The sequence below is a fragment of the Azospirillum sp. TSO5 genome (assembly GCF_003116065.1).
Lineage (GTDB): Bacteria > Pseudomonadota > Alphaproteobacteria > Azospirillales > Azospirillaceae > Azospirillum.
This window is the reverse complement of sequence record NZ_LGQY01000007.1, coordinates 38,425-62,291: the sequence shown is the minus strand read 5'-3', so window position 1 is coordinate 62,291 and position 23,867 is coordinate 38,425. Positions and strand designations below refer to the sequence as shown.

Genomic DNA, 23,867 nt, shown 5'->3' with positions numbered 1-23,867 from the left:
AAAGCTTCGCTTTGTGCTGACGCGACAGGCGGACCGTAGGTCCGCTGAGAGCGGGGGAGGGATGGGGAGGGGGCATCCGCTCAACCGCTCCCCCAACCACAATGCCGCACCCTTTTCCCCTTGCCCCACCCATTAATATATTAGTATATCTTACCCATCGCCCGCGCTTGCCGTCAACGCACCGGGCTCCGATCTTCAGCTCCTGTAAGGATGCCCAGTCATGCGTTCCCTGACCCGTGACCAGCTTGCCGGTGGTGCGTTCGACGTCGCTCACACCGGTGGCGCTCCGACCCTGCCCGTGTCCATCCTCCAGGTCGGCGACGGCAATTTCCTGCGCGGTTTCGTCGATTGGATGGTCGATGTCGCCAACGGCCAGGGGCTGACCAAAGCCGGCGTCGCCATTGCCCAGCCGCTCGACCAGGGCATCGCCCCGCTGCTGAAGGCGCAGGACAACCTCTACACCGTGCTGCTGCGCGGCATCGAGAACGGGCGCGAGGTCGAATCCTGCCGCGTCGTCTCCTGCGTGTCGGAAGCGCTGAACCCTTACGCCGACTGGGCGCGGATGGTCGAGCTGGCCTCGTCCCCGGCGCTGCGCTTCTTCGTCTCCAACACCACCGAGGCCGGCATCGCCGACCGCGAGGAAGCCTATGCCCCCGGCGCCTGCCCGGACAGCTTCCCGGCCAAGGTCGCGGCCCTGCTGCATGCCCGCTACAAGGCGCTGGGCGGCACCGCCGACAGCGGTCTGGTCTTCCTGCCCTGCGAGCTGATCGAGGCCAACGGCTCCAACCTTAAGCGCATCGTGCTGGCCCACGCCAAGCGCTGGGAGCTGGAACCCGGCTTCGCCGACTGGGTGGAGACGCACAACCACTTCCTGAACACGCTGGTCGACCGCATCGTCCCCGGCTACCCGAAGGACGAGGCCGCCGCCCTCGGCGCCAAGTGGGGCTATGAGGACAAGCTGGCCGTCGCCGCCGAGCCGTTCCATGTCTGGGTGATCGAAGGTCCGGCCCATCTGGCCGAGGAGCTGCCGCTGCACAAGGCCGGCCTGAACGTGGTGTGGACCGACGACCTGCAGCCCTACCGCACCCGCAAGGTCCGCATCCTGAACGGCGCCCACACCGCCAGCGCGCTGGCCGCCTATTGCGCCGGTCTCGACACCGTCAAGTCGATGATGGACGACCCGACCGTCTCGGCCTACCTGAACACGGTGATGTTCGAGGAGATCGTGCCCTATGTGCCCCTGCCGGAGGCGGAGCGCCAGGACTACGCCCGCACCATCATGGAGCGCTTCGGTAACCCCTATATCCGGCACGAGCTGATCTCGATCACGCTGAACTCGGTGTCGAAGTGGCAGGTGCGCGTGCTGCCCAGCCTGAAGGATGCGGTCGCCCGCAACGGCTCGGCCCCGGCCGGCCTGTCCTTCTCGCTGGCGGCGCTGCTGCGCTTCTACCGCGGCACGCTGGCCGACGGCGCCTATACCGGCACGCGCGAGGCCGGGTCCTACCCGATCAGCGACAATGCCGAGGTGATCGCCGCCATGAGCGCCGCCTGGGCTGCCAACGCCGGTGACGCCAAGGCCCTGGTCGCCGCCGTCCTGTCCGACGCCCGCCTGTGGAAGGAGGACCTGACCGCCATCCCCGGCCTTGCCGCGCGGGTGGCCGACAGCCTCGCCGCCATCGAGGCGAAGGGCATGAAGGCCGCCATGGCTGAGTTGGTTGCCGGCTGATCCGGCCGCCATTTTATGAAGCGGGGCGTGTCCATCCGGATGCGCCCCGCTGGGCATGACATGATGACACCCCTTCTGACCCGGCGGATCGCCGAACTGGAACTCGATGCGGCGGTGCTGCGCCACCGCCTGCTGCATATCCCGCTCGCGCTGCAAGAGGATTGCGGACTGCGGGCTTGCCATAGGATCATCGGCCGTGAAGCGCTGACCCTGTTCCGGGCCGTCCGGCAGGAGACGCGCGACGATGACGAATGCGACCGCGCGCTCTGCCGGATCGAGGCCGCCTATCAGCTCGTTCACGACGCGATCGAGGCCCTGGCCGTCCTTGCGCTCGCCGATCCGCCGACACGGCACTGATGCGCCGCACCTGATGCGTGAGGAAGACCGACGATGCAGACGACCGAAGCCAGGAAGCGGACACGCCGTGGCACCCAGCGGGTGACGATGACCGACGTGGCCACCGCCGCGGATGTGTCGGCCAGCACCGTCTCGCTCTATCTCCGCCGACCGGAATCGGTGTCGCGCCACCTCGCCGAACGCATCGCGCGGGTGATCGATGAGATGGGCTATGTGCCCAATCTGGTCGCCGGCAGCCTCGCCGCGGCGCGCAGCCGCACCGTCGGCGTCATCCTGCCGTCGATCCTGAACTCCTTCTTCGCCGAGACCTACAACACGCTTCAGGGCATGTTCCAGGCGGCGCATTACCAGACCCTGCTGGGCGTCAGCGAGTTCAGCCCGGAGGAGGAGGAGAGCCTGATCCGCGCCTTTCTCGCCTGGTCGCCGGCGGCGATGGTGGTGACCGGCTTCCACCACACCGAACGGACCCGCGCCATGCTGGCCTCCTGCGGCGTGCCGGTGGTGGAGATGTGGGACATGCCGGGGCACCCCGGAGAGGCGGTCAACATCAGCGTCGGCTTCTCGCATTTCGAGGTCGGCCGCATGCAGACCAGCCACCTCTACGACCAGGGCAGCCGCAAGGTCGCCTACATTGGCGCCGCCGCCAGCCAGGACCTGCGCGTGCGCAGCCGCACCGACGGCTATGAGGCGGAGGTGATGCGCCGCGGCCTGCACGACCCCATCGACTTCACCGTCCCCGACGCCGCGACGACGGAGGTCGGCCGCTGGCTGATTGACGAGATCCTGACGCGCCACCCCGACATCGACGGCGTGGTCTGCTCCAACGACGCGCTGGCGCTGGGTGTGCTGTTCGAGGTCACCCGCCGAGACCTGCGTGTGCCCGACGATCTGGCCGTGGTGGGCTTCGGCGATCTGCCCTTCAGCAACTCCTGCCCGCCGCCGCTGACCACCGTCCGTCCGCCCCAGCGCGAGATCGGCCGTCTCAGCGCCACGCAAATCCTGGCGGCCTTGAACGGCACCCGCGTCACGGCGAAGCACCACAATCTGGATTGCGAACTGGTGATCCGCGGCAGCACCCGCCCGCTGAAGAAAGGGTAGGGAGAGCCAGCCCACCCCATGGACGTGTTCGGTTGACGATGGTTGTTATCATTCGGATAATAACCATCCACGAACACAACCAATGACCCAGGGTGGACAGGCTCATGGTGCTCGGACTGCACTCTTCCCGCCGCAATTTCCTTGTCGGCGCCGGCCGTTTCGCCGGCGCGGCCGCCGCGGTCCGGCTGATGCCGGGCTCCGCCTTCGCGGCGGAGGCGGGCGGGGCGCTTTGCCCGCCGCCCTCGGCTTGGTCCGATCTGGCGAAGGCGGTGAAGGGCGGGGTGTTGCGGCCGGAGGATCCCTTCTTCGCCGATGTCTGCCGCCCCAACAACCTGCGCTACGGCGCCACCCTGCCGGCCGGCATCGCCCGTTGCGCCAGCGCGACCGACGTCCAGGCCAGCATCAAGTGGGTGAAGGAGCAGGGCATGCCATTCGCCGTTCGCTCCGGCGGTCACAACTACGCCGGCTTCTCCACCACGCCCGGCCTGCTGATCGACATGTCGAAGATGGCGGGGGCGGAAGCGCTGCCCGGCAAGGATGGGCTGGTCAAGGTGCTGGGCGGCACGCTGAACTCCTACGTCTATAAGCAGATGGAACGGCTGGGCCGCACCATCACCCATGGGCGCTGCGATTCCGTCGGCGCCGCCGGCTTCCTGCTGGGCGGCGGTATCGGCTTCAACATGCGCAAGTACGGCATGGCGTCGGACCTGCTGCGCGCGACGGAACTGGTGACGGCCGACGGCAGCCACGTCAAGGCCGATGCCGACACCGATTCCGCCCTCTATTGGGCCTGCCGCGGCGGCGGCGGCGGGAATTTCGGCATCAACACCTCCTTCACGCTGGAAACCCGCCCGGCGGAGGCGGTCACCGTCTTCAATCTGGTCTGGACCGAGAATCTGCCGAAGGTCTTGAAGCTCCTGCTCACCGAACTGGCCAACGCGCCCGACGATTTCGGCAGCAAGATCAGCGTCACCATCCCCAGCCGCCAGGAACGCTGCGACAAGGTGCCGGTCAGCATCTCCGTCCTCGGCCAGCTCCACAAATCGAAGGTGTCGCTGCGCGAGATCTTCAAATCAACCTGGGAGATGATCGACAAGTCGAAGTCGGTGGTGAAGGAGGATGTGCCCTACTGGACGGCGCAGGACTTCCTGGTCGAGACGACCTTCCCCTATTACTACCAGGAAAAATCCAGCTACATGAAGGCGGCGGACATCGGCGACGAGGCGATTGCCGCGATGTTCGACTGGGCGGCGAAGATGCCCGCCACCTCGATGCCGGTGGCCTTCAAGTTCTTCCAGGTCGGCGGCGCCATCAACCGCGTCGGCCCGACCGAGACCGCCTATGTCCACCGGGGCTATGACTGGCTGTTCTCGGTCGAGGCCAACTGGTGGCGGCCGACGGATTCCGCCCTGCTGATCGAGCAGGCGCTGGAATGGCAGCAGCGCTTCTACGACGACGTCAACCGCCGCACCAAGGCGCAGGGCGCCTTCCAGAACTTCCCCGATCCGTCGCTGGCCGACTGGCAGCGGGCTTATTACGGCGAGAATCTCGCCAAGCTGGCCCAGGTGAAGAAGGCGGTCGATCCGGCCATGCTCTTCACCTTCGCCCAGGCGATCCGCCCGGCGTAATCACGGCAGGAAGGCTGCGGGTTCAGTCCGCCCGCAGCCCCCGCGCCTGGAACTGCCCCCGCACCCGCTCCACCAGCTCATGCGAGGGCGGTTCGGTGTCGGTCAGCATGTATTTGCGCCCCAATGCCTTCCATTTATGCTCGCCCATCTTGTGGAAGGGCAGCACGTCGACCCGGTCGACCACGCCCAGCCCGGCAACGAACTCGGCCAGCCCGTCGATCTCGGCCGCGTCGTCGGTCAAATTGGGGACCAGCACATAGCGCAGCCAGATGCGCTTGTTCATCCCGGCCAGCCGCTCGGCGAATTCCAGCGTCGGGCGCAGCGGCACCCCGGTCAGGTGGCGATAGGTCTTCTCGGAAAAGGCCTTGATGTCGAGAAGGACGAGATCGACGTCCTCCAGCAGATGATCGTCGGCATGGTTGCCGAGGAAGCCGGAGGTGTCGAGTGCGGTGTGCATGCCCAGCGCCTTCGCCCCGCGCAGGATGGCGGCGGCGAATTCCGGCTGCACCAGCGGTTCGCCGCCGCTCAGCGTCAGCCCGCCATGGGCGCGCTTCAGGAATTCGGCATAGAGCGCGATGTCTTCGAGGACTTCGGTCGAGGTCGTCCGCGTCCCGTCATGCATGTGCTGGGTGTCGGGATTGTGGCAGTACAGGCAGCGCAGCGGACAGCCGGACATGAACAGCACATAGCGGATCCCCGGCCCATCCACCGTGCCGCCGGTCTCGACCGAATGAACCCAGCCGGAAACGGAGCCGGGGCGGGCCTGGGGGAGGGAGGGTGTCATCACTTCAGGGATCCAATTTTAAAACTCTGCGGCTTGTGGACCGCCCTCTCCCGCCCCGGGAGAGGGAGGGGACCCACGAAGTGGGGAGGGTGAGGGATAAAGCAAGGCTCCCGAACCGCATGGTTCCTTGGATTACCCCTCACCCTTCCCACCGCTCCGCGGCGGGCCCCTTCCCTCTCCCGGGGCGGGAGAGGGAGTTGCGCCGTCTTCACACCCCTCAATGCTTGTCGTGGAACGTCCGGCTGATGACATCCAGCTGCTGTTCGCGCGTCAGCTTGATGAAGTTCACCGCGTAGCCGGACACCCGGATGGTCAGCTGCGGATACAGCTCCGGATGGTCCATGGCGTGCAGCAGCGTTTCACGGTCGAAGACGTTGACGTTGATGTGGTGGCCACCCTGGTGGGCATAGCCGTCCAGCATGCCGACCAGATTGCTCACCCGCTCGTCTTCCGTGCGGCCGAGAGCGCCCGGGACGATGGTGAAGGTGTAGCTGATGCCGTCCTGCGCGTGCGAATAGGGCAGCTTCGCCACGCTGGCCATCGACGCGATGGCGCCCTTCTTGTCCCGCCCGTGCATCGGGTTGGCACCCGGCGCGAAGGGCTGGCCGGCCTTGCGGCCGTCCGGCGTGTTGCCGGTTTTCTTGCCGTAGACCACGTTGGAGGTGATCGTCAGCACCGACTGCGTCGGCATCGCGTTCCGGTAGGCCTTCTGCTTGCGCAGCGCCGTCATGAACCGCTCGACCGCCCACACCGCGATGTCGTCGACCCGGGCGTCGTTGTTGCCGAAGGCCGGATAGTCGCCCTCGATCTCGAAGTCGGTGGCGAGGCCGTTGGCGTCGCGGATGACCTTCACCTTGGCAAACTTGATCGCCGACAGGCTGTCCGCCACCACGCTCAGGCCGGCGATGCCGCAGGCCATGGTGCGCAGGATGTCGCGGTCATGCAGGGCCATCTCCATCCGCTCGTACATGTACTTGTCGTGCATGTAGTGGATGGCGTTCAGCGCGTTCATGTAGACCTTGGCCAGCCACTCCATCATCGGTTCGAAGCGGGCCATGACCTCGTCATAGTCCAGCACGTCGCCGGTGATCGGCGCGAAGGCCGGGCCGATCTGCTCGCCCGAAACCTCGTCCTTGCCGCCGTTGATTGCGTACAGCAGCGTCTTGGCCAGGTTGGCGCGGGCGCCGAAGAACTGCATCTGCTTGCCGATGCGCATCGCCGACACGCAGCAGGCGATGCCGTAATCGTCGCCCCAATAGCCGCGCATCAGGTCGTCGTTCTCGTACTGGACCGAGCAGGTCCTGATCGAGGTGTCGGCGCAGAAGCGCTTGAAGCCTTCCGGCAGCTGTTCCGACCACAGGACCGTCAGGTTCGGTTCCGGCGCCGGACCCAGGTTGTGCAGGGTCTGCAGCATGCGGAAGTTGGTCTTGGTGACCAGCGTCCGGCCGTCCAGCCCCATGCCGCCCAGGCATTCCGTGACCCAGGTCGGGTCGCCCGAGAACAGCTGGTCGTATTCCGGCGTGCGCAGGAAACGGACCATGCGCAGCTTCATCACGAAATGGTCGATCATCTCCTGGGCTTCCGCCTCGGTGATGACGCCGTCGCGCAGGTCGCGGTCGATGTAGATGTCGAGGAAGCTGGACACGCGGCCCAGCGACATTGCCGCGCCGTTGGCTTCCTTCACCGCGGCCAGATAGGCCAGATAGGTCCACTGCACCGCTTCGCGCGCGCCGGCGGCCGGACGCTTGACGTCGAAGCCGTAGGAGGCGGCCATCTCGACCAGCTCCTTCAGCGCGCGGATCTGCTCGGAAATCTCCTCGCGCAGACGCAGCACGTCCTCGTCGATGCGGCTGACCTCCAGCGAGGCGAGCTGGGCCTTCTTGTCCTTGATGAGGAAATCGGCGCCGTAGAGAGCCAGCCGGCGATAGTCGCCGATGATGCGGCCACGGCCATAGGCGTCGGGCAGGCCGGTGATGACGCCGGACTTGCGGCAGCGCAGCATCTCGGGCGTGTACACGTCGAACACGCCGTCATTGTGCGTCTTGCGCAGGGCCGGGAAGATCTCTTCCAGCTTCGGCGACGGGGTGAAGCCATAGGCTTCCAGCCCGGTCTTGACCATGCGCCAGCCGCCGAACGGCATGATCGCGCGCTTCAGCGGCTTTTCGGTCTGCAGGCCGACGATGACCTCCAGTTCCGGGTCGATGTAGCCGGGGGCGTGCGAGGTGATCGAGGCGAAGACTTCGGTGTCGGCGTCCAGTACGCCGCCCTTGGCGGCGCGTTCCTGCTTCAGCAGGTCGGTGACCTTGGCGAACAGCGCGGTGGTGCGGGTGGTGGGACCGGCGACGAAGCCTGCGTCGCCTTCATAAGGGCACAGGTTGCGCTGGATGAAATCGCGGACGTCGACCGAGCGGCGCCAGACGCCCGGGGCGAAACCGCGCCAGGGGTCGGCGGCGGACTGCTGCTCCGTTGTCTGGGCAAGTCCGTCCATCAGCAGGGTGTCCATGATGACTCCTCAGAGATTCAGACGTCGGCGCGGATCATAGGCCGTGTCGGCAGTCTCGTGGTGCCCGCGAACCGCGCGGGGCGATTGGAAGCATAGGCGCGATGGGCGCCGAATTCGTTGATACACGTCATATTTTCGGAGCGGGCGGTGGACGGCAGATGCCATGGATGGATGCCGTGATTTGCGCCCGCTCTGTAGTTTTACTACATACTCCCGGACGGGCTTCCGGACAAGGCGAACCGGCTCGACATTTTGTCGCAGGGCAAGGTTTGGCAGCTTGAAAACGCTTGGAAAGGACGCCTAGGCCCGGCGATGGAATCGGTCGTTCGCAGCGCTGTATATGTAGCTTTGCTACATGTGCTAGGCTGACCCACAATCAGAAGGGAGAGCCCCCAGAATGCTGGCGAGAATCGCCGCCGTCCGCGACCAGATCCGACCATCGGAACGCAAGCTGGCCGACTATGCGATGGCCCATCCGGGCGACGTCATCAACCTGTCGATGGCCGAACTGGCCGACCGGGTCGGGGTGAGCGAGCCGACGGTGGCGCGTTTCTGCGCGGCTCTCGGCTGCCGCGGCTTTCGCGAATTCAAGATCAAGCTGGCGCAGGACATCGCCGGCGGCATGCCCTTCCTGCACCAGGACCTGTCGGCGGGCGGGGAGTTGAATGCCGAGGGCGGGGTGCCGGGAGCGGTGCTGGCCGGCAAGCTGTTCGACCGCACCATCGCCACGCTGATGCAGGTGCGCAACAATCTGCCGGCCGACGCGGTGGACCGTGCCGCCGACATTCTGGCCGCGGCGCGGCGGATCGAGTTCTACGGCTCCGGCAATTCCGGCACGGTGGCGGAGGATATCCAGCGCAAGTTCTTCCGGCTGGGCATGCCGACCGTCGCCTACACCGACTCCCACGTCTATTTCGCCTCCGCATTGACGCTGGCGAAGGGCGACGCGGTGGTCGCGGTGTCCAGCACCGGCCGCACCCGCGACATCCTCGATGCCGTGCGGAACGCCCGCAAGGCCGGCGCGGACGTGGTGGCGCTGACCCGCTCCGGCTCGCCGCTGGCGGAGATGGCGACGGTCAGCCTCGTCGCCGACATCGCCGACGATTTCGACATCCATTCGCCGATGACCGTCCGCATCGCCCATCTGGTGCTGGGCGACATCCTGTCGATCGCCGTGGCGTTGCGCATGGGCGACACGTTGCAGGAACGGCTGAAGCGCCACGACCGCGCCGTGGACGCCCATCTGTCTGAGGCCGTGTCGGCTCGGGCCGGCGATAGTTAAGACAGGTTAGAGGTTCGCCTGGAGGGGCCGCAGGGCGCGTCCCTTTCAACAAATGCGCCAAAAAGGAACGGAGTCCTATAAAATCCGGCCCTCTCCACCCGCTTGCGAAGGCCGGTCAGATGGAACAGCAGCAGTCATCATGTTCCACGATGTTCCATCCGCGCGGCCAAGTTCGGTTGCGGGCGGCGGGTTCACCGGCTGCCCGGCAGCGTCGCCCCGCCGCGGGCATAGACCTGGATCGGCCGGCAATCCTCGTCCAGCGTGACCACCAGGGAGCCGGGCTGGTCCTTCAGATAGACCCAGGCGTCCCAGCGAACGATCGCGTCGCGGAACTCGTCGCGGTAGAGGCCGTAGCTCAGGCCGCGAATATCGCCCGCCGGAATATGCATTCCCGTCAGCACCGCCGCGGTCTGCGGGTTGCATTCGCCCGCGGAGTAGCGTTCCAGCGCGCTCAGCACCGCCGGGTCGGGCTGCGCCACCGGCGGGGGCGAGATGACGGAGGCGCAGGCCGAGACCAGAAGGGTCAGCGCACCGGCCGCGCCGGCGGCGGCAATCTTCGGCATGGTCATGGAGGACACCCCGGGTTCTTTTCGTCTTTCCGGAAATATGGGCGCGGGTCGCTGCGGCGTCGACTGCACGTTCGGCAAGCCTCCTGCGTCACGTTCGCCGACCTGCCGTCGTCGCGTCGCGCCGCCCTTGCCTCCCGCCCGCCTTTGGCGCAAGAGGTGACGGGAGAAAGTCCCTGCACCGTTCACGCTGCGGAGCCCCGATCGCCATGAGCACAGATCAGACCACCACCGCCTTCACCGCGACCTGCGACCTGTTCGACCGGTTCAAGGACGATGCCCGCTACGTCCTGCCGGGCTTCCGCGACTTCGGCGCCGTCACCCGCTTCACCGGCGAGGTCGTCACCGTGAAGTGCCTGGAGGACAATTCCCGCGTCAAGGAACTGCTGGCCACCCCCGGCGCCGGCCGCGTCCTGGTGGTCGACGGCGCCGGCAGTCTGCGCTGCGCCCTGATGGGCGACATGATCGCTGCGTCCGCCGTCAAGAACGGCTGGGCCGGCGTGGTGATCTGGGGCTGCGTCCGCGATGTGGCGGAACTGGCGACCCTGCCGCTCGGCATCAAGGCGCTGGCGTCGATCCCGCGCGCCTCCACCCGCCGCGACCAGGGGCTGGTCGACGTGGCCGTGGAACTGCCCGGTGCGGCGGTCCGTCCCGGCGACATCCTGTTCGCCGACGAGGACGGCATCGTCCTGCTGACGCCGCAGCAGGCCGCCGCGCTGAAGTAAAGCGGGGCTGGAAAAGTGGTCATACCAAGCGCCGGTAATACCAGTCCAAAAAGAATGGCTGCTTCATCCTGCCCGCTTCACGTAAGCGGGGCGCCCCCTTGCACTTTCATTTAAGCGGGCATATAAACCCGACCTGAGTTCAAGCGGGCCGTCTCACGGTTCCCATCCAAGGGCCGGCCTTTCATTTATGAGGAACCCTGCCGTGCTCGAAGCCTATCGCCAGCACGCGGCCGAACGCGCCGCCCTCGGAATCCCGGCTCTGCCCCTGACCGCGAAGCAGACGTCGGAGCTGATCGACCTGCTGAAGGCCCCGCCGGCGGGCGAGGAGGCTTTCCTCCTCGACCTCATCACCCACCGCGTTCCGGCCGGCGTCGATGACGCCGCCCGCGTCAAGGCCGGCTTCCTGGCCGCCGTCGCCAAGGGCAACGACAGCTCGCCGCTGATCTCCAAGGTCAAGGCCACCGAACTGCTGGGCACCATGCTTGGCGGCTTCAACGTCCAGCCGCTGATCGACCTGCTGTCGGACGCCGAATGCGGCGCCGCCGCCGCGGAAGGCCTGAAGAAGACCCTGCTGGTCTTCGACTTCTTCCATGACGTCAAGGAACTGGCCGACAAGGGCAACGCCAACGCCAAGGCGGTGCTGCAGTCCTGGGCCGATGCCGAGTGGTTCACCTCGCGTCCGGAAGTCCCGGCGTCGATGACCCTGACCGTCTTCAAGGTGTCGGGCGAGACCAACACCGACGACCTGTCGCCGGCCCCGGATGCCTGGAGCCGCCCGGACATCCCGCTGCACGCGCTTGCCATGCTGAAGAACCCGCGTCCGGGCATCGAGGCCGACGAGCCGGGCCAGCGCGGCCCGACCAAGCAGCTGGAAGCGCTGAAGCAGAAGGGCAACCTGATCGCCTATGTCGGCGACGTGGTCGGCACCGGCTCCTCGCGCAAGTCCGCCACCAACTCGGTGCTGTGGTTCACCGGCGAGGACATCCCGTTCGTCCCGAACAAGCGCTTCGGCGGCGTCTGCCTCGGCACCAAGATCGCCCCGATCTTCTACAACACGATGGAAGACGCCGGCGCGCTGCCCATCGAGTTGGACGTCAACAAGATGGAGATGGGCGACGTCATCGAGCTGCGCCCCTATGAAGGCAAGGCCCTGAAGAACGGCGAGGTCATCGCCGAGTTCACCGTGAAGTCCGAGGTGATCTTCGACGAGGTGCGTGCCGGCGGCCGCATTCCGCTGATCATCGGCCGTGGCCTGACCACCCGTGCCCGCGAGGCGCTGGGTCTGGCTCCGTCGACCCTGTTCCGCCAGTCCGCCGCCCCGGCCGACACCGGCAAGGGCTTCACGCTGGCCCAGAAGATGGTCGGCCGCGCCTGTGGTCTGCCGGAAGGCAAGGGTGTCCGTCCGGGCACCTATTGCGAGCCGAAGATGACCACGGTGGGTTCGCAGGACACCACCGGCCCGATGACCCGCGACGAGCTGAAGGACCTGGCCTGCCTGGGCTTCTCGGCCGATCTCGTGATGCAGTCCTTCTGCCACACCGCCGCTTATCCGAAGCTGGTGGACGTGAAGATGCACCATGAGCTGCCGGACTTCATCTCCACCCGTGGCGGCGTCGCGCTGCGTCCGGGCGACGGCGTCATCCACTCCTGGCTGAACCGCCTGCTGCTGCCGGACACCGTCGGCACCGGCGGCGACAGCCACACCCGCTTCCCGATCGGCATCAGCTTCCCGGCCGGCTCCGGTCTGGTCGCCTTCGCCGCCGCCACCGGCGTCATGCCGTTGGACATGCCGGAATCGGTCCTGGTCCGCTTCAAGGGCACGATGCAGCCGGGCGTCACCCTGCGTGACCTCGTCAACGCCATCCCGCTCTACGCGATCAAGGCCGGCCTGCTGACGGTCGAGAAGAAGGGCAAGAAGAACATCTTCTCCGGCCGTATCCTGGAGATCGAAGGTCTGCCGGAGCTGAAGGTCGAGCAGGCGTTCGAGCTGTCCGACGCCTCCGCCGAGCGCTCGGCGGCGGGCTGCACCGTGCAGCTCAGCAAAGAGCCGATCATCGAGTACATGACCTCCAACATCACGCTGATGAAGTGGATGATCGCCAACGGGTACGCCGACGCGCGCACCCTGGAGCGCCGCATCAAGGCGATGGAGGCGTGGATCGCCGATCCGCAGTTGCTGAAGCCCGATGCCGACGCCGAGTATGCCGCGGTGATCGAGATCGACCTGGCCGACATCAAGGAGCCGATCCTGGCCTGCCCGAACGATCCGGACGACGTGAAGACGCTGTCCGAGGTCGCCGGCGACAAGATCGACGAGGTGTTCATCGGCTCCTGCATGACCAACATCGGCCACTTCCGCGCCGCCGGTAAGATCCTGAACGGCAAGTCGGACATTCCGACCCGCCTGTGGATCGCCCCGCCGACGAAGATGGACGCGATGATGCTGACCGAGGAAGGCTATTACGCCACCCTCGGCAAGGCCGGCGCCCGCATGGAGATGCCGGGCTGCTCACTGTGCATGGGCAACCAGGCGCAGGTCCGCAAGGGTTCGACCGCCATCTCGACCTCGACCCGCAACTTCCCGAACCGTCTGGGCATCGACACCCGCGTCTACCTGTCGTCGGCCGAACTGGCCGCCGTCGCGGCGCTGCTGGGCAAGATCCCGACCACCGAGGAGTATCTGGCCCAGGTCGGCGTGGTGAATCAGGCCGCCGCCGACATCTACCGCTACATGAACTTCGACCAGATCCCGGCCTTCCAGGAAGTCGCGGACAAGGTCGCCGTCCCGGCCTGATAGCCGGAAACAGCGGTCGCTAATGAAAACCCCCGCCGGAGCGATCCGGCGGGGGTTTTCGTATCCGAGCATCAGCCGCGGACCGCACTCCTGAAGGCGGCCGCCAGTCCAGCGAGTGCTTCGCGCGGTCTTCCATCCTTCACTCTGGTATGCAAAACCACGGGCAAGCGCGGCAAGGCTGGAAGCCCGAGCCTGGGGCCAACATCGACGGCGCCAAAGGGCACCATGCGCGGAGACAATGCCGCGATACCCAGCCCGGCCATGACGGCCGCCGCCACCGCGGTCACACCGCCGCCAACGAAGATCTCCGTCCAAGGCACGCCGGCCGCGTCAAGCAGTTGCCCGGCCAATGCCCGTACCCCACAGGGCTCCGCCATGGTGGCAATTGGCAGAGGTTCGTCCGCACGATGCTGCCAGTTTGGCGCCGCGAACCAGCCGAACTGTTCCTCGGCAAGGAGTTGGCCGTCGTTGCGCCCCGCATGCAGACGGACGATTACGGTGTCGAGTTCCCGTCGGTCGAAGCTCTGAAGCAGGTCTCCCGACGATCCAATCCGGATTTCGATCACCAACTGCGGGTCCTGCGCGTTCATCCGGGCAATCAGTGCGGGAAGCTCCGGTCCCGCCACATGGTCGCTGATGCCGATGCCGATTCGTTGGCGCCCCTGGCTCAGGGAGGCGAGTGCGCGATCATGCGCCTCAAGCAGGTCGCGGGCGTGATCGAGAAAGGTGGCGCCGCGTGGCGACAATTGCACATACCGCGGGGTCCGTTCGAACAGGCGGCACCCCAATCTTTCTTCGAGACGTTTCAGCTTCAGGCTGACTGCGGCTTGCGTGGTGCGCATGGCTTCGGCCGCGCGCGTAAAGCTCTCCAGTTCGGCGATTCGCACGAAGGCCCGAACCGCATCGAGGTCGAGAGGTTGGTCCATCATTTCTAACCGTTATCTTAGATATAAGACATCATAGCATATGGAAATGACTGCTCCGCGGCTATTCTGAATGAGGACGTCATGAAAAGGATCTGCGATGCCGCTCGTTCATATCTCCCTACGCACTGGAAAGCCTGAATCCTACCGACAGGCAATCTTCGACGGCCTCTACCGTGCGATGCATGAAACCTTCAATGTGCCGGAAGACGATCAATTCATGACCATCACCGAACATGACGCGGTGAACTTCCGCTACAGCTCGGCTTATCTTGGCGTGTCGCGAGGGGAAGACCTCGTCTACATCCAGATCACGGCGAACAATACCCGCACTGTAGAACAGAAAAAGGCATTGTTCGCGCGGATCGTGGAAATACTCGGCGAGAATCCGGGCATCCGGCCGCAGGACGTGTTCGTGAACATCGTCGAAGTGGCGAAAGAGAACTGGTCGCTCGGCAATGGCGTTGCGCATTACGCCTGAGGCAAAGACCGACACCCCGGATCAGGCAATCGTGGCCCCCTGGCCACCTGCCGCGGCTCACTATGCGAAAGCCGGGGCGGTGTGGCCCGGGGTCTTGATGCCGGACACAGAACTTACGCCTGCGGCCCGCAATAGGCGGTCCCATCCTCCGCCCGTGCCGGCTTGTCCAAATATATGCCTTGCCGCGGGATGGCGATGCTGTCGAACTCGTCGGCCAGCCGGTGCAGGGCGGTTCGCATCTCGGCTCCGTGCATCGGCTCGCCATGGCCGGTGATGACCAGTTCCGGTTCCAGGGCCGCCAGCCGGGCGACCGACTCCCGCGCCTTGTCCCATTCCACGGTGAAGTACATGGGCGGTCCGTGCATTTCCGCCCGCTGAACCGCCACCGCATAGGCCGACTCCTGCCCCGTGGTGACGAAAGCATCGCCGACGATCATCGAGCGGTCCCGTTCCCGCCAGAGGGAGACATGGCCGACGCTGTGCCCCGGCGTGTGAACCCAGCGCCAGCCCGGCATCATCGGCACCGATCCATCCTCCGGCAAGGCCCGCAGGCGGGAGCCGACGTCCACCGGCTTGCGCGGATAGAAGCGCGCCAATGCCGCCATGGCGCCGCCGCCGACCGACGGATCTCCCGGCGGATAGGCGGCTTGGCCGTTCAGATAGGGGTGCTCCAGCGGGTGGGCGTAGACCGGGGCATCCCACTCCTCCGCCAGATCCTCCAGCGCCCCGACATGGTCGAAATGGCCGTGGGTCATGACGATGGCGGCGGGGCGGGAGTCGCGGCCGAACCGCTCCGCCGCCGCGCTGCGGATTAAGCCCTTGGTGCCGATCAGTCCGGTGTCGATCAGCACCCATTCGCGGTCGCCGGCTCGCGGCGGACCCCAGAACACCACATTGACGATGCCGAGCCGCCGATAGGCGAGGTCGGGCGCGATCTCGTGCGTATGGTCGTTGCGCAGCGCGTCGAGTGCCGGATCGATCGCGCTGCTGTCCTCCGACAAGGGTATTTGCGTGGCCATGGTCGTTCCTCTCCTGCCCGTGTCTTACGACAACAGCATGGAGCGGCGCTTGTCCTGCGATCCCCTGCCGGTCCAGCTCTTTACGGCATGAACTGGCCGCCATTCACGTCCAGCACCTGCCCGGTGATGTAGCCGGAGCAGGCCTGGGAGGCGAAGAACAGGAAGGTCGGTGCGCATTCCTCCGGCTTGCCGAAGCGGCCCATCGGTATGCCGGTCGACACGCGGGCCTTGGCCGCCTCGTCCTTGTCGGCATGGAAGGCGGTGTCGAAGGTGCCCGGCGACACGGTGTTGAAGCGGATGCCCTCCTTGGTGTGGAAGGCGACCCAATTCTTCTGGATGTTGTGCAGCCACGCCTTGGCCGCCCCATACAGCCCGGCTCCCGGTCCGCCGCCGGTGTATCCGGCGACTGACCCGACCAGGATCACCGACGCCGTCTGACCGCTGTCCTTGGCCGACTGCCGCAGATGGGGCAGGGCATGCTTGGTGGTCATCAAGGCGGAGCGGGCGTTCAGGTCGGTCACCGCGTCGAAGAACTCGTCGTCGATCTCCTCCAGCGGCTTGCGGGCGACCAGCCCGCCGGCATTGTTGATCAGAACGTCGATGCCGCCGAACCGTTCGGCGAAGGCGTCCACCACCGCTTTGCAGGCGGTGCTGTCGCTCAGATCGCCGGCGAAGAAGGCGGCTTCGCCGCCTGCCTGCTCCATCGCGGCCAGGGTGGAGTCGAGATCGGCCGGCGCCTTGCGGCCGTTGATGCCGACCTTGGCGCCGCAGCGGGCGAAAGCCTGAGCCGCGGCCAGCCCGATCCCCTGGGTCGAGCCGGTGATGAGGACGCGGCGGCCCTTCAGATCGTCGAACATGGACAGGTTCCTTGTTGTCAGGCTTGGTTCATCTGGTTTGGTTCAGGGGACCAGCGGTGCCGGCCCGCCGGCTCTCCGTCCGGTGGGCGCGCCAGCGCTTCACCAGCGGCAGCAGCAGGGTCAGGATGGCAACGGTCAGCAGGACCACAGTGATCGGCCGGGTGTAGAGGAAGTCGTAGCTTCCGCCCGACAGCGACAGCGCCCGGCGGAAATTGGCTTCCGCCATCGGTCCCATGATCAGGGCCAGCACCACCGGAGAGGCCGGGAAGTCCCATTTCTGCATGAAGTATCCGGCGACACCTGCCGCCAGCATGATCCAGATGTCGAACAGGCTGTTGTTGATGGCATAGGTGCCGACGATGCACAGAACGAGGATCACCGGCGTCAGCACCGACTTCGGCATCTGCAGGACGCGGCCCATGAAGCGCAGCGATCCCAGCCCGATCACCAGCATGGCGACGTAACAGAACAGCATGCCGGCGAACAGGGTGAAGACCAGATCCGCATGCTCCTTCAGCAGCAGCGGTCCCGGCTGCAGCCCCTGCAGCGTCAGCGCGCCCAGCATCACCGCCGTCACCGCGTCACCCGGAATGCCCAGCGTCAGCATGGTCAGCAGCGCGCCGCCGGTGCAGCCGTTGGCTCCGGCTTCGCACGCGGCGACACCGGCCAATTCGCCCTTGCCGTAATTCTCCGGAGTCCGGCTGAACCGCTTGGCCTCGTTGTAGGCCACATAGGCGGCAATGTCGGCGCCGGCACCCGGAATGATGCCGATCACAATGCCGAGGCCGGAGGAGCGCGCCACCGTGCCCAGCATGCGGCGGTAGGTCGGCCAATCCGGCAGGATGCGGCCCAGCGCCGCCGCCATGCCCAGGCGGACCTTCGGGTCCTCCAGCGTCTTGAAGGCTTCGGCCGCGGCGAACAGGCCGATCATCACCGGGATGAACGGGACGTTGAACAGCTCTGTATAGCCGCCGGTGTAGCGGGGAAAGCCGTCCATCGGGTCCATGCCGACGGTGGCGATCAGCAGCCCGAGGAAGCCGGCGATCAGCCCCTTGATGACCGAGCGGCCGGAGATGCTGGCGATGATGCTCAACCCGAAGACGGCCAGCGCGAAGCTCTCCGGCGCGCTGAATTCCAGGGCGAAGCCGGCCAGGATCGGGGCCATGAAGATCAGCACGATGATGCTGGCGGTTCCACCCAGGAAGGACGATAGCGTCGCCGTGCCGAGCGCCACGCCGGCCATGCCCTTTCTTGTCAGCTCGAAGCCATCCATCGCCGTGGCGGCCGCGGCCGGGGTGCCGGGAATGCGCAGCAGGATCGCCGTCACCGACCCGCCATAGACGCCGCCGAAGAAGACGCCGGAAATCATCAGCAGGCCGGACACCGGGTCCATGCCGAAGGTGAAGGGCAGCAGGATGGCGACGCCCATGGTCGCGGTCAGGCCGGGCAGGGCGCCGATGACGATGCCCAGCGTCACGCCGACCAGTGCCAGAAGCAGGGCCAGCGGGTTCGACGCCAGCGTGGCGAAGCCGCCCATCAGAAGATTGAGTTCATGCATGGCGGCTGTCTCCCACCGGGCAAGGGGTGGTAACGGGAAGGGGGCGGCTGGTCATTCGAACAGGCTCCCCACCGGCAGCGGCACCTGCAGCAGGTAATGGAAAACGCCATAGACCAGCGCGGTCACACCGACCGCCAGCACCGGATTCCACACCGGGCTGCGCTGTCCCATCAGCGCCATGATGACCGCCATGTAGACGGCGGTGGCCGGGCCATAGCCGACTTGCTCCATGGCGGCGATGCAGGCGCCGGTCGCCAGCATGCCCAGCGCGACACCGGCATAACCGGCAATGCCGACCGGCGCCTGCCCATCGGCGGCGGGGGCGGTGGGCGCGCGCAGCGTGTTGGCAATCAGGATCAGGCACAGCAGGATCAGCGCGCCGGCGTGGATGATGGGGAAGCGCGCGGCGCCGACATCGGCGGCGAGCATGCTTTTCGGGAAATCGGATGTCGCGGCGATGGCCGATGCGGCGACCGCGATCAGAACGACGGAGATCACCAGGTTGGCGATCTTGGTCGTCAGCGGCATGGCGATGCCGGAATCGTCGCTGGAGCCGGGGCGGTCGCTCCCGGCGGGCGGGTTGCTCATGGTCCGGTCTCCTCAACCGATGAAGAAACCCCGGCGGCGAACCGCCGGGGGCTGCGTCGGTCAGGCGTTACTTCGCCATGCCCAGCTTGGTCATCAGGCCCTTGAAGAAGGCGTTGTCCTTCTGCATGACCTGACCGAACTCCGGACCGTCGGCATAGGCCCAGGTCAGGTTCATCTTGGCCAACTGGTCACGGAAGCCCTGGTCCTCCGCCGCGGCCTTGCTGGCGGTGCGCAGGGTTTCGACCACCGCGGCCGGGGTCTTCTTCGGCACGACGATGCCGCGCCAGGTGGCGACGGACAGGTCGATGCCCTTCTCCTTCAGCGTGGGCACATCGGGGAAGGCCTTCTGGCGCTGGTCGGCCATGACGGCCAGCATGCGCAGCTGGCCGGCGGCGAGCTGGCTCGACACCTCGGCCGGGCTGACCGAAACCGCCTCGATATGGCCGCCCAGCAGCGAGGTCACCGCCGGGTTCGCGCCGTCGAAGGGGACATGGTTGAAGGTCGTGCCGGTCTTTTCCTGCATCGCTTCGGCAGCAAGGTGCCAGATGGCGCCGGTGCCGGAGTTGCCGATGCGCACCTTGCCGGGATTGGCCTTGGCGTAGTCCAGGAATTCCTCGATCGTCTTCCAGGGCGCGTCGGCCTTGACCGTGATGGCGCTCGGCTCCGCATTCAGGCGGGCGATGGGCGTGAAGTCGTCCACGGTGAAGCGGGCAACACCCATATGCGGCAGCAGGGTGATCTCCACCGTGCCCATGCCGATCTTGTAGCCGTCGGGACGGGCGGCCATGATCTCGGTCAGGCCGACGGCGCCGCCGCCGCCGGTCTTGTTGACCACGCCCATCGACTGCGGCAGGTGCTTCTTCGCCGCGTCGGCGAAGGCACGGGCGACGAGGTCGGTGCCGCCGCCGGCGGCGTAGGGGACGATCAACTCGATCGGCTTGGTCGGATAGTCGGCGGCAAAGGCCGCACCGGGCAGGGTCGCGGCTCCGGCGATCAGCACGCCCGCGGACAGGCCGACCGTCAGTGCACGGCGGGAAAGGCGATTGGTAACCTTCATGGGATTCCCTCTAAGGTGCGCCGGCGTGTGCGCCGGTCGTTGGGTGGTGAAAATGGAAGGTGAATTCAGCGGGCGACAGTCCCTTCCGCCCAAGCCTGGGCGAAGCGGGCCGCACGGGCGGCCAAGTCGGCAACCGGCAAGCCCGGGCTGTAGAGGGCGGAGCCAAGACCGAAGCCGGCGGCACCCGCAACCCGGTAAGGCTGCATGGTATCGGGCGTGATTCCGCCGACGGGGAGCAGCCGCACGCTGTGCGGAACCACCGCGCGCAGAGCCTTCACCACCGGCGGGGTGATCTGCTCCGCCGGGAACAGCTTCAGCGCATCGGCGCCGGCGGCGAGCGCCGCGAAGGCCTCCGTCGCGGTGGCGACGCCGGGAACACAGATCATCGACCGCGACTTGGCGGCGCGGATGATCGCGGTGTCCGCGTGCGGCATCACCACCAGATCGGCGCCAATGGCGGCCAGCCTGTCGACCTGATCCAGCGCCAGCACCGTCCCGGCCCCGACCAGCGCGTCCCGCGGCAGGGCGCGGCGGATGGATTCGATGCTATCGAACGGATCGGGCGAGTTCAGCGGCACCTCGATCAGCCGGAAGCCGGCGTCATAGAGCGCATTGGCCGCAGGCACGGCCTCCGCCGGAGTGAGGCCGCGCAGGATCGCGACCAGCGGCAGGGCGGCGAAGGCGGCGTCGGCGCGGGCGGAAAGCGAAAGCTCTGTCATGGTGCGCTCTTGAAGCTGGAGGGCGTGGCCGAAGCGGAGTGCAGCAGTCCGGCCGCCGCGGCGAACTGGAACAGGCCGCGGGGTGCGGTATTGCCAAGCTGCGCGGCAGGCGTGGTGCCGAAGGCGGCAAAGCCGCGGCTGTAGCGGCGGCAAAGCGCCGGATCACCGATCAGCAGCAGCGGGGTGTTGGCCGGCATCTCCGCCAGAAGTGCCAGCCCGGACCGCAGCTCGTGCCCGATCAGCAGGCCCGACAGGTAATGCGCCAGCGCTTCCGGCGAAAGGCGCTTGGTCAGCCCCAGCGTGCGGGTGGCGAACAACTGGTGCGGCAGATCGCCCGGACCGGCCGATTGCGCGGCCCGGATGCCGATGGCGAAGGCCTCCTCCTCATCCTCCGGCGTCGCGTCGACCCCGGCCGGCATCAGGCGGCCGAGAAGGGAGTGCGTCTTCAGGACCGCGAACAGTTCACCCGTCATGTAGGTGGAGAAGCCGGCGATGCGGCCGTCGGCGACCTGGACCCACTTGGAATGGGTGCCGGGCATGGCGACGCAGGCGTTGCGCGCCCAACCGGCATTCTCGGCCAGTGCACCGGCGATCTGGATTTCTTCGCCCCGCATCACATCGGGAATTGCGGTGGCGGGATCATGCAGGACGCCCGGCGCAATCAGGATCTGGCGGCCGGCCGCCGTCTCGACCCGTGCCGCCTGGTCCGCCAGCGTCGTTGCGTCGGCCGGCGTGGTGACATAGGGCGCCTCGACCCAGCCCTGCGCGCTGCCGACCATGCCCCCAGCCACCACCGGCAGGGTGGGGTGGGCGTCCAGCCAATCGCCGCACAGAAGGGTCAATGCCGCATCGAAACCCGCGGCGCCGGGCTGCGGCAGGTTCTGAATGCCGTGCCCGTTCGACCGCTCGGCCAGAATGCGGGCGGAGCCGTCCAGCAGGAAGCCGCGCAGGCTCGACGTGCCCCAATCCAGCGCGATCAGCGCAGGGCGGTCGGAGGTGGTTCCGGCAGAGGAGGTTACGGTGCGGTCCATCCCAGATCCTTGGAAATTGCCTCCGCCGTCGCGCGGACCAGCGGTCCCAGCGTCGCCATGCGGTCGTCAGGCATGTAGGGGACGGCGCTGGCGACGCTGACCGCCGCCACCACCAGATTCCGGCCGTCGCGCACCGGTGCGGCGACGCAGCGGATGCCGAGTTCGTTCTCTTCCAAATCCATCGCCCATCCCTGGGCGACGTAGCGGGTCAGCTGTTCCTCGAACACCGGCAGGTCCGCCGGACGCGGGCGGCCGGCGGGCAACTCTGCCGGGCAGGTCATCGCATGGAGCACCCGCCAGCGCGCCGGCGGCATCCCAAGCATCAGCGCCTTGCCCAGTCCGGTGGAGGCGAGCGGCATACGCTGTCCGGTGCGCGACCGCATTTCCAGCCCGCGGGTGCCGGGAATCTTGTCGAGGTAGAACACCTCGCCATTCTCCTCGACGCCGAGGTGGACGGTGTCGCCGGTGGCCTGGGCCAGGGCCTCGATATGCGGGCGGGCGATGGCGACCAGCGGGCGCTGTTCCAGCGCCTTCATGCCGAGTTGGATGAGCTTGGGTCCCAGCAGGTAGCCCTTGTAGGGGATGTGGTGGAGATAGCCCTCCGCCACCAGACTGGTGAGCATGCGGTTGGTGGTGCTGCGCGGAGTGCCGAGCCGTGCTGCGATACCCTTCACGTCGCCGATGCCGTCCGCCACGCATTCCAGCAGCGCAAGTCCGCGCAGCAGGGTCTGTGTTCCGGTGCCCTGGGTCCTTCCGGCATCAGCCTCCTGCTCCGTCGCTCCCATCGCCGCGCTCATGGTTTGTTTGACCACCATTGATCTCCCCGATGCTGGCGCATGCGCCAAAGTGTGTCAAATAATTTTCCATCATACCAAATAGTGGGACATCTATAGCGGCGACGAACGGTCGCGGCTCCCTTCGGAGCGCTGCGAAACCCATGATCGCGCTTTCAAATTCCTGTCGTATCGGTCAGAAAAGGAAACATGCCGGGACCGGCGGATATGGTCCTGTACAAAACAGCAATTCTGGGAGAACCAACCATGCGTCTCACCGTCCTTTCCTTCGTCAGCGCGACGGCGCTGCTGGCCGGCTTCGGCACGGCGCAGGCCGACATCGTGATTGGACTCGGCACGGCGACCACGGGGCCGGTGGCGGCACTGGGTGAGCAGTCGGTGTATGGCGCCAAGCAGGCGGTCGCGGACATCAACGCCAAGGGCGGCGTGCTGGGCCAGAAGCTGGTGCTGAAGGTGGGCGACGACGCCTGCGACCCGCGGCAGGCGGTGGCCGTCGCCAACCAGTTCGTGCGCGATCAGGTTACCGCCGTGGTCGGCCATCTCTGCTCCGGCGCCAGCATCCCGGCGGCCGACGTCTACCAGGAGGAAGGCGTGGTGATGGTCACCCCGACCGCCACCAACCCGCTGCTGACCGCGAAGGGCCATCAGAACATCTTCCGCGTCTGCGGCCGTGACGACCAGCAGGGCGTGGTTGCCGGCAATTATCTGGCCGAGCACTTCAAGGGCAAGAACATCGCCGTGCTGGACGACAAGCAGGCCTATGGCAAGGGGCTGGCCGACGTCGTGGTGCAGACGCTGGAGAAGGCGGGTGGCAAGGTCGCCTATCGCGGGTCGGTGACGGCCGGCGAGAAGGACTTCTCGGCGCTGATCACCAGCCTGAAGGACAAGAACATCGATGCCGTCTATTACGGCGGCTACCATCCGGAACTTGGTCTGATCGTCCGTCAGGCGCAGGAGCAGGGGCTGAAGCCGCAGTTCATCGCCGGCGACGGCCTGAACAACCAGGAATACTGGTCGATCACCGGTCCGGCCGGCGAGGGCACGCTCTACACCGACAGCGCGTCGGCGGCCAGCGATCCCAAGGCGCAGGAACTGATCGCCTCCTTCAAGAAGGCCGGCCTGCCGGAACCGGGCAACTTCGCCTTCTACAGCTATGCCGCGGTCCAGGTCATCGCCGAGGGTCTGCAGAAGTCCGGCGGCACCGACAGCGGGAAGCTGGCGAAGGCCCTGCACGCCAACAGCTTCGACACTGTTGTCGGCCCGGTGGAGTTCGACAAGAAGGGTGACATCACCAAGCCGAACTACGTCATGTATGTCTGGAGCAACGGCCAGCCCAAGATGATTGCCCAGAAGTAACAGGGTTCCAGAGCCGGCCCG

Annotated in this window: 21 protein-coding genes; 9 read left to right on the top strand and 12 right to left on the bottom strand. The window is 66.7% G+C overall.

Annotated elements, in window-relative coordinates:
• Nucleotides 1-220 precede the first annotated feature (220 nt).
• The 4 genes from TSO5_RS02130 (at nucleotide 221) to TSO5_RS02115 (ending at nucleotide 4,809) form a co-directional block, all read left to right on the top strand.
• Entirely contained in the window at nucleotides 221-1,726 is a 1,506-nt protein-coding gene (locus TSO5_RS02130; protein ID WP_109150038.1) for a tagaturonate reductase, read from the top strand.
• Nucleotides 1,727-1,786: 60 nt separating this feature from the next.
• Entirely contained in the window at nucleotides 1,787-2,083 is a 297-nt protein-coding gene (locus tag TSO5_RS02125) for a hypothetical protein (protein WP_247870543.1), read from the top strand.
• Between the two features lie 33 nt (nucleotides 2,084-2,116).
• Nucleotides 2,117-3,181 carry a LacI family DNA-binding transcriptional regulator gene (locus tag TSO5_RS02120; RefSeq protein ID WP_109150037.1) on the top strand — a complete coding sequence of 355 codons (1,065 nt, stop codon included), beginning with the start codon at nucleotides 2,117-2,119 and terminating at the stop codon, nucleotides 3,179-3,181.
• Nucleotides 3,182-3,285: 104 nt separating this feature from the next.
• Nucleotides 3,286-4,809 (top strand): FAD-binding oxidoreductase, encoded by a 1,524-nt coding sequence (locus TSO5_RS02115; protein WP_109150036.1) that lies wholly within the window; start codon nucleotides 3,286-3,288, stop codon nucleotides 4,807-4,809.
• A 22-nt stretch (nucleotides 4,810-4,831) separates the two neighbouring features.
• Here TSO5_RS02115 and pflA read toward each other — a convergent pair whose 3' ends face one another.
• Nucleotides 4,832-5,593 (bottom strand): pyruvate formate-lyase-activating protein, encoded by a 762-nt coding sequence (gene pflA, locus TSO5_RS02110; protein ID WP_109150035.1) that lies wholly within the window; start codon nucleotides 5,591-5,593, stop codon nucleotides 4,832-4,834.
• Nucleotides 5,594-5,810: 217 nt separating this feature from the next.
• Nucleotides 5,811-8,096 (bottom strand): formate C-acetyltransferase, encoded by a 2,286-nt coding sequence (gene pflB / locus TSO5_RS02105; RefSeq protein WP_109150034.1) that lies wholly within the window; start codon nucleotides 8,094-8,096, stop codon nucleotides 5,811-5,813.
• A gap of 397 nt (nucleotides 8,097-8,493) precedes the next feature.
• Here pflB and TSO5_RS02100 point away from each other — a divergent pair, with 397 nt between their 5' ends.
• Nucleotides 8,494-9,378, top strand: coding sequence for a MurR/RpiR family transcriptional regulator (locus TSO5_RS02100; protein WP_109150033.1), 885 nt, complete (start codon nucleotides 8,494-8,496; stop codon nucleotides 9,376-9,378).
• A 191-nt stretch (nucleotides 9,379-9,569) separates the two neighbouring features.
• Here TSO5_RS02100 and TSO5_RS02095 read toward each other — a convergent pair whose 3' ends face one another.
• On the bottom strand, nucleotides 9,570-9,947 hold the full coding sequence (locus TSO5_RS02095) for a hypothetical protein (protein ID WP_109150032.1): 378 nt from the start codon (nucleotides 9,945-9,947) through the stop codon (nucleotides 9,570-9,572).
• A 206-nt stretch (nucleotides 9,948-10,153) separates the two neighbouring features.
• Here TSO5_RS02095 and rraA point away from each other — a divergent pair, with 206 nt between their 5' ends.
• Together rraA and acnB are read left to right on the top strand one after the other, a co-directional pair.
• Nucleotides 10,154-10,669 carry a ribonuclease E activity regulator RraA gene (rraA, locus tag TSO5_RS02090; protein WP_109150031.1) on the top strand — a complete coding sequence of 172 codons (516 nt, stop codon included), beginning with the start codon at nucleotides 10,154-10,156 and terminating at the stop codon, nucleotides 10,667-10,669.
• A 202-nt stretch (nucleotides 10,670-10,871) separates the two neighbouring features.
• Nucleotides 10,872-13,463, top strand: coding sequence for a bifunctional aconitate hydratase 2/2-methylisocitrate dehydratase (gene acnB, locus TSO5_RS02085; protein ID WP_109150030.1), 2,592 nt, complete (start codon nucleotides 10,872-10,874; stop codon nucleotides 13,461-13,463).
• Nucleotides 13,464-13,534: 71 nt separating this feature from the next.
• Here acnB and TSO5_RS02080 read toward each other — a convergent pair whose 3' ends face one another.
• Nucleotides 13,535-14,392, bottom strand: coding sequence for a LysR family transcriptional regulator (locus TSO5_RS02080; protein ID WP_109150029.1), 858 nt, complete (start codon nucleotides 14,390-14,392; stop codon nucleotides 13,535-13,537).
• A gap of 94 nt (nucleotides 14,393-14,486) precedes the next feature.
• Between TSO5_RS02080 and TSO5_RS02075 the strand changes: the two genes are divergently transcribed.
• Nucleotides 14,487-14,867 carry a tautomerase family protein gene (locus TSO5_RS02075; protein ID WP_109150028.1) on the top strand — a complete coding sequence of 127 codons (381 nt, stop codon included), beginning with the start codon at nucleotides 14,487-14,489 and terminating at the stop codon, nucleotides 14,865-14,867.
• Nucleotides 14,868-14,980: 113 nt separating this feature from the next.
• On the opposite strand, the gene TSO5_RS02070 is transcribed toward TSO5_RS02075, so the two are convergent.
• The 8 genes from TSO5_RS02070 to TSO5_RS02035 form a co-directional block, all read right to left on the bottom strand.
• Complete coding sequence (locus TSO5_RS02070) at nucleotides 14,981-15,886, bottom strand: MBL fold metallo-hydrolase (protein WP_109150027.1); 906 nt, start codon at nucleotides 15,884-15,886, stop codon at nucleotides 14,981-14,983.
• 80 nt (nucleotides 15,887-15,966) lie between these two features.
• Nucleotides 15,967-16,743 (bottom strand): SDR family NAD(P)-dependent oxidoreductase, encoded by a 777-nt coding sequence (locus TSO5_RS02065; protein ID WP_109150026.1) that lies wholly within the window; start codon nucleotides 16,741-16,743, stop codon nucleotides 15,967-15,969.
• Nucleotides 16,744-16,771: 28 nt separating this feature from the next.
• Nucleotides 16,772-18,301: a tripartite tricarboxylate transporter permease gene (locus TSO5_RS02060; protein ID WP_109150025.1), complete on the bottom strand. Its 1,530-nt coding sequence runs from the start codon at nucleotides 18,299-18,301 to the stop codon at nucleotides 16,772-16,774.
• Nucleotides 18,302-18,352: 51 nt separating this feature from the next.
• The gene (locus tag TSO5_RS02055; protein WP_109150024.1) at nucleotides 18,353-18,889 is read right to left on the bottom strand and encodes a tripartite tricarboxylate transporter TctB family protein; all 537 of its coding nucleotides are present in this window, start codon (nucleotides 18,887-18,889) and stop codon (nucleotides 18,353-18,355) included.
• A gap of 67 nt (nucleotides 18,890-18,956) precedes the next feature.
• The gene (locus tag TSO5_RS02050; protein ID WP_109150023.1) at nucleotides 18,957-19,946 is read right to left on the bottom strand and encodes a tripartite tricarboxylate transporter substrate binding protein; all 990 of its coding nucleotides are present in this window, start codon (nucleotides 19,944-19,946) and stop codon (nucleotides 18,957-18,959) included.
• Between the two features lie 65 nt (nucleotides 19,947-20,011).
• On the bottom strand, nucleotides 20,012-20,665 hold the full coding sequence (locus TSO5_RS02045) for a 2-dehydro-3-deoxy-6-phosphogalactonate aldolase (RefSeq protein ID WP_109150022.1): 654 nt from the start codon (nucleotides 20,663-20,665) through the stop codon (nucleotides 20,012-20,014).
• The gene (locus TSO5_RS02040; protein ID WP_109150021.1) at nucleotides 20,662-21,696 is read right to left on the bottom strand and encodes a 2-dehydro-3-deoxygalactonokinase; all 1,035 of its coding nucleotides are present in this window, start codon (nucleotides 21,694-21,696) and stop codon (nucleotides 20,662-20,664) included. Before TSO5_RS02040 ends, TSO5_RS02045 begins: the two co-directional genes overlap by 4 nt.
• Nucleotides 21,681-22,481 (bottom strand): IclR family transcriptional regulator, encoded by an 801-nt coding sequence (locus TSO5_RS02035; protein ID WP_348981042.1) that lies wholly within the window; start codon nucleotides 22,479-22,481, stop codon nucleotides 21,681-21,683. Before TSO5_RS02035 ends, TSO5_RS02040 begins: the two co-directional genes overlap by 16 nt.
• Before the next feature lie 255 nt (nucleotides 22,482-22,736).
• On the opposite strand from TSO5_RS02035, the gene TSO5_RS02030 reads away from it, so the two are divergent.
• On the top strand, nucleotides 22,737-23,846 hold the full coding sequence (locus tag TSO5_RS02030; protein ID WP_109150019.1) for an ABC transporter substrate-binding protein: 1,110 nt from the start codon (nucleotides 22,737-22,739) through the stop codon (nucleotides 23,844-23,846).
• The last annotated feature ends 21 nt before the right edge of the window (nucleotides 23,847-23,867 follow it).

What these genes read in the sequence shown, in the direction of transcription:
- pflB (WP_109150034.1), bottom strand. Translation starts at nt 8,096, where the DNA reads ATGGACACCCTGCTGATGGACGGACTTGCCCAGACAACGGAGCAGCAG.
- TSO5_RS02070 (WP_109150027.1), bottom strand. Translation starts at nt 15,886, where the DNA reads ATGGCCACGCAAATACCCTTGTCGGAGGACAGCAGCGCGATCGATCCG.
- TSO5_RS02080 (WP_109150029.1), bottom strand. Translation starts at nt 14,392, where the DNA reads ATGATGGACCAACCTCTCGACCTCGATGCGGTTCGGGCCTTCGTGCGA.
- TSO5_RS02055 (WP_109150024.1), bottom strand. Translation starts at nt 18,889, where the DNA reads ATGAGCAACCCGCCCGCCGGGAGCGACCGCCCCGGCTCCAGCGACGAT.
- TSO5_RS02060 (WP_109150025.1), bottom strand. Translation starts at nt 18,301, where the DNA reads ATGCATGAACTCAATCTTCTGATGGGCGGCTTCGCCACGCTGGCGTCG.
- rraA (WP_109150031.1), top strand. Translation starts at nt 10,154, where the DNA reads ATGAGCACAGATCAGACCACCACCGCCTTCACCGCGACCTGCGACCTG.
- TSO5_RS02035 (WP_348981042.1), bottom strand. Translation starts at nt 22,481, where the DNA reads ATGGGAGCGACGGAGCAGGAGGCTGATGCCGGAAGGACCCAGGGCACC.
- pflA (WP_109150035.1), bottom strand. Translation starts at nt 5,593, where the DNA reads ATGACACCCTCCCTCCCCCAGGCCCGCCCCGGCTCCGTTTCCGGCTGG.
- TSO5_RS02125 (WP_247870543.1), top strand. Translation starts at nt 1,787, where the DNA reads ATGATGACACCCCTTCTGACCCGGCGGATCGCCGAACTGGAACTCGAT.
- TSO5_RS02065 (WP_109150026.1), bottom strand. Translation starts at nt 16,743, where the DNA reads ATGTTCGACGATCTGAAGGGCCGCCGCGTCCTCATCACCGGCTCGACC.
- TSO5_RS02075 (WP_109150028.1), top strand. Translation starts at nt 14,487, where the DNA reads ATGCCGCTCGTTCATATCTCCCTACGCACTGGAAAGCCTGAATCCTAC.
- TSO5_RS02095 (WP_109150032.1), bottom strand. Translation starts at nt 9,947, where the DNA reads ATGACCATGCCGAAGATTGCCGCCGCCGGCGCGGCCGGTGCGCTGACC.
- TSO5_RS02045 (WP_109150022.1), bottom strand. Translation starts at nt 20,665, where the DNA reads ATGACAGAGCTTTCGCTTTCCGCCCGCGCCGACGCCGCCTTCGCCGCC.
- TSO5_RS02040 (WP_109150021.1), bottom strand. Translation starts at nt 21,696, where the DNA reads ATGGACCGCACCGTAACCTCCTCTGCCGGAACCACCTCCGACCGCCCT.
- TSO5_RS02130 (WP_109150038.1), top strand. Translation starts at nt 221, where the DNA reads ATGCGTTCCCTGACCCGTGACCAGCTTGCCGGTGGTGCGTTCGACGTC.
- TSO5_RS02050 (WP_109150023.1), bottom strand. Translation starts at nt 19,946, where the DNA reads ATGAAGGTTACCAATCGCCTTTCCCGCCGTGCACTGACGGTCGGCCTG.
- TSO5_RS02100 (WP_109150033.1), top strand. Translation starts at nt 8,494, where the DNA reads ATGCTGGCGAGAATCGCCGCCGTCCGCGACCAGATCCGACCATCGGAA.
- TSO5_RS02115 (WP_109150036.1), top strand. Translation starts at nt 3,286, where the DNA reads ATGGTGCTCGGACTGCACTCTTCCCGCCGCAATTTCCTTGTCGGCGCC.
- TSO5_RS02120 (WP_109150037.1), top strand. Translation starts at nt 2,117, where the DNA reads ATGCAGACGACCGAAGCCAGGAAGCGGACACGCCGTGGCACCCAGCGG.
- TSO5_RS02030 (WP_109150019.1), top strand. Translation starts at nt 22,737, where the DNA reads ATGCGTCTCACCGTCCTTTCCTTCGTCAGCGCGACGGCGCTGCTGGCC.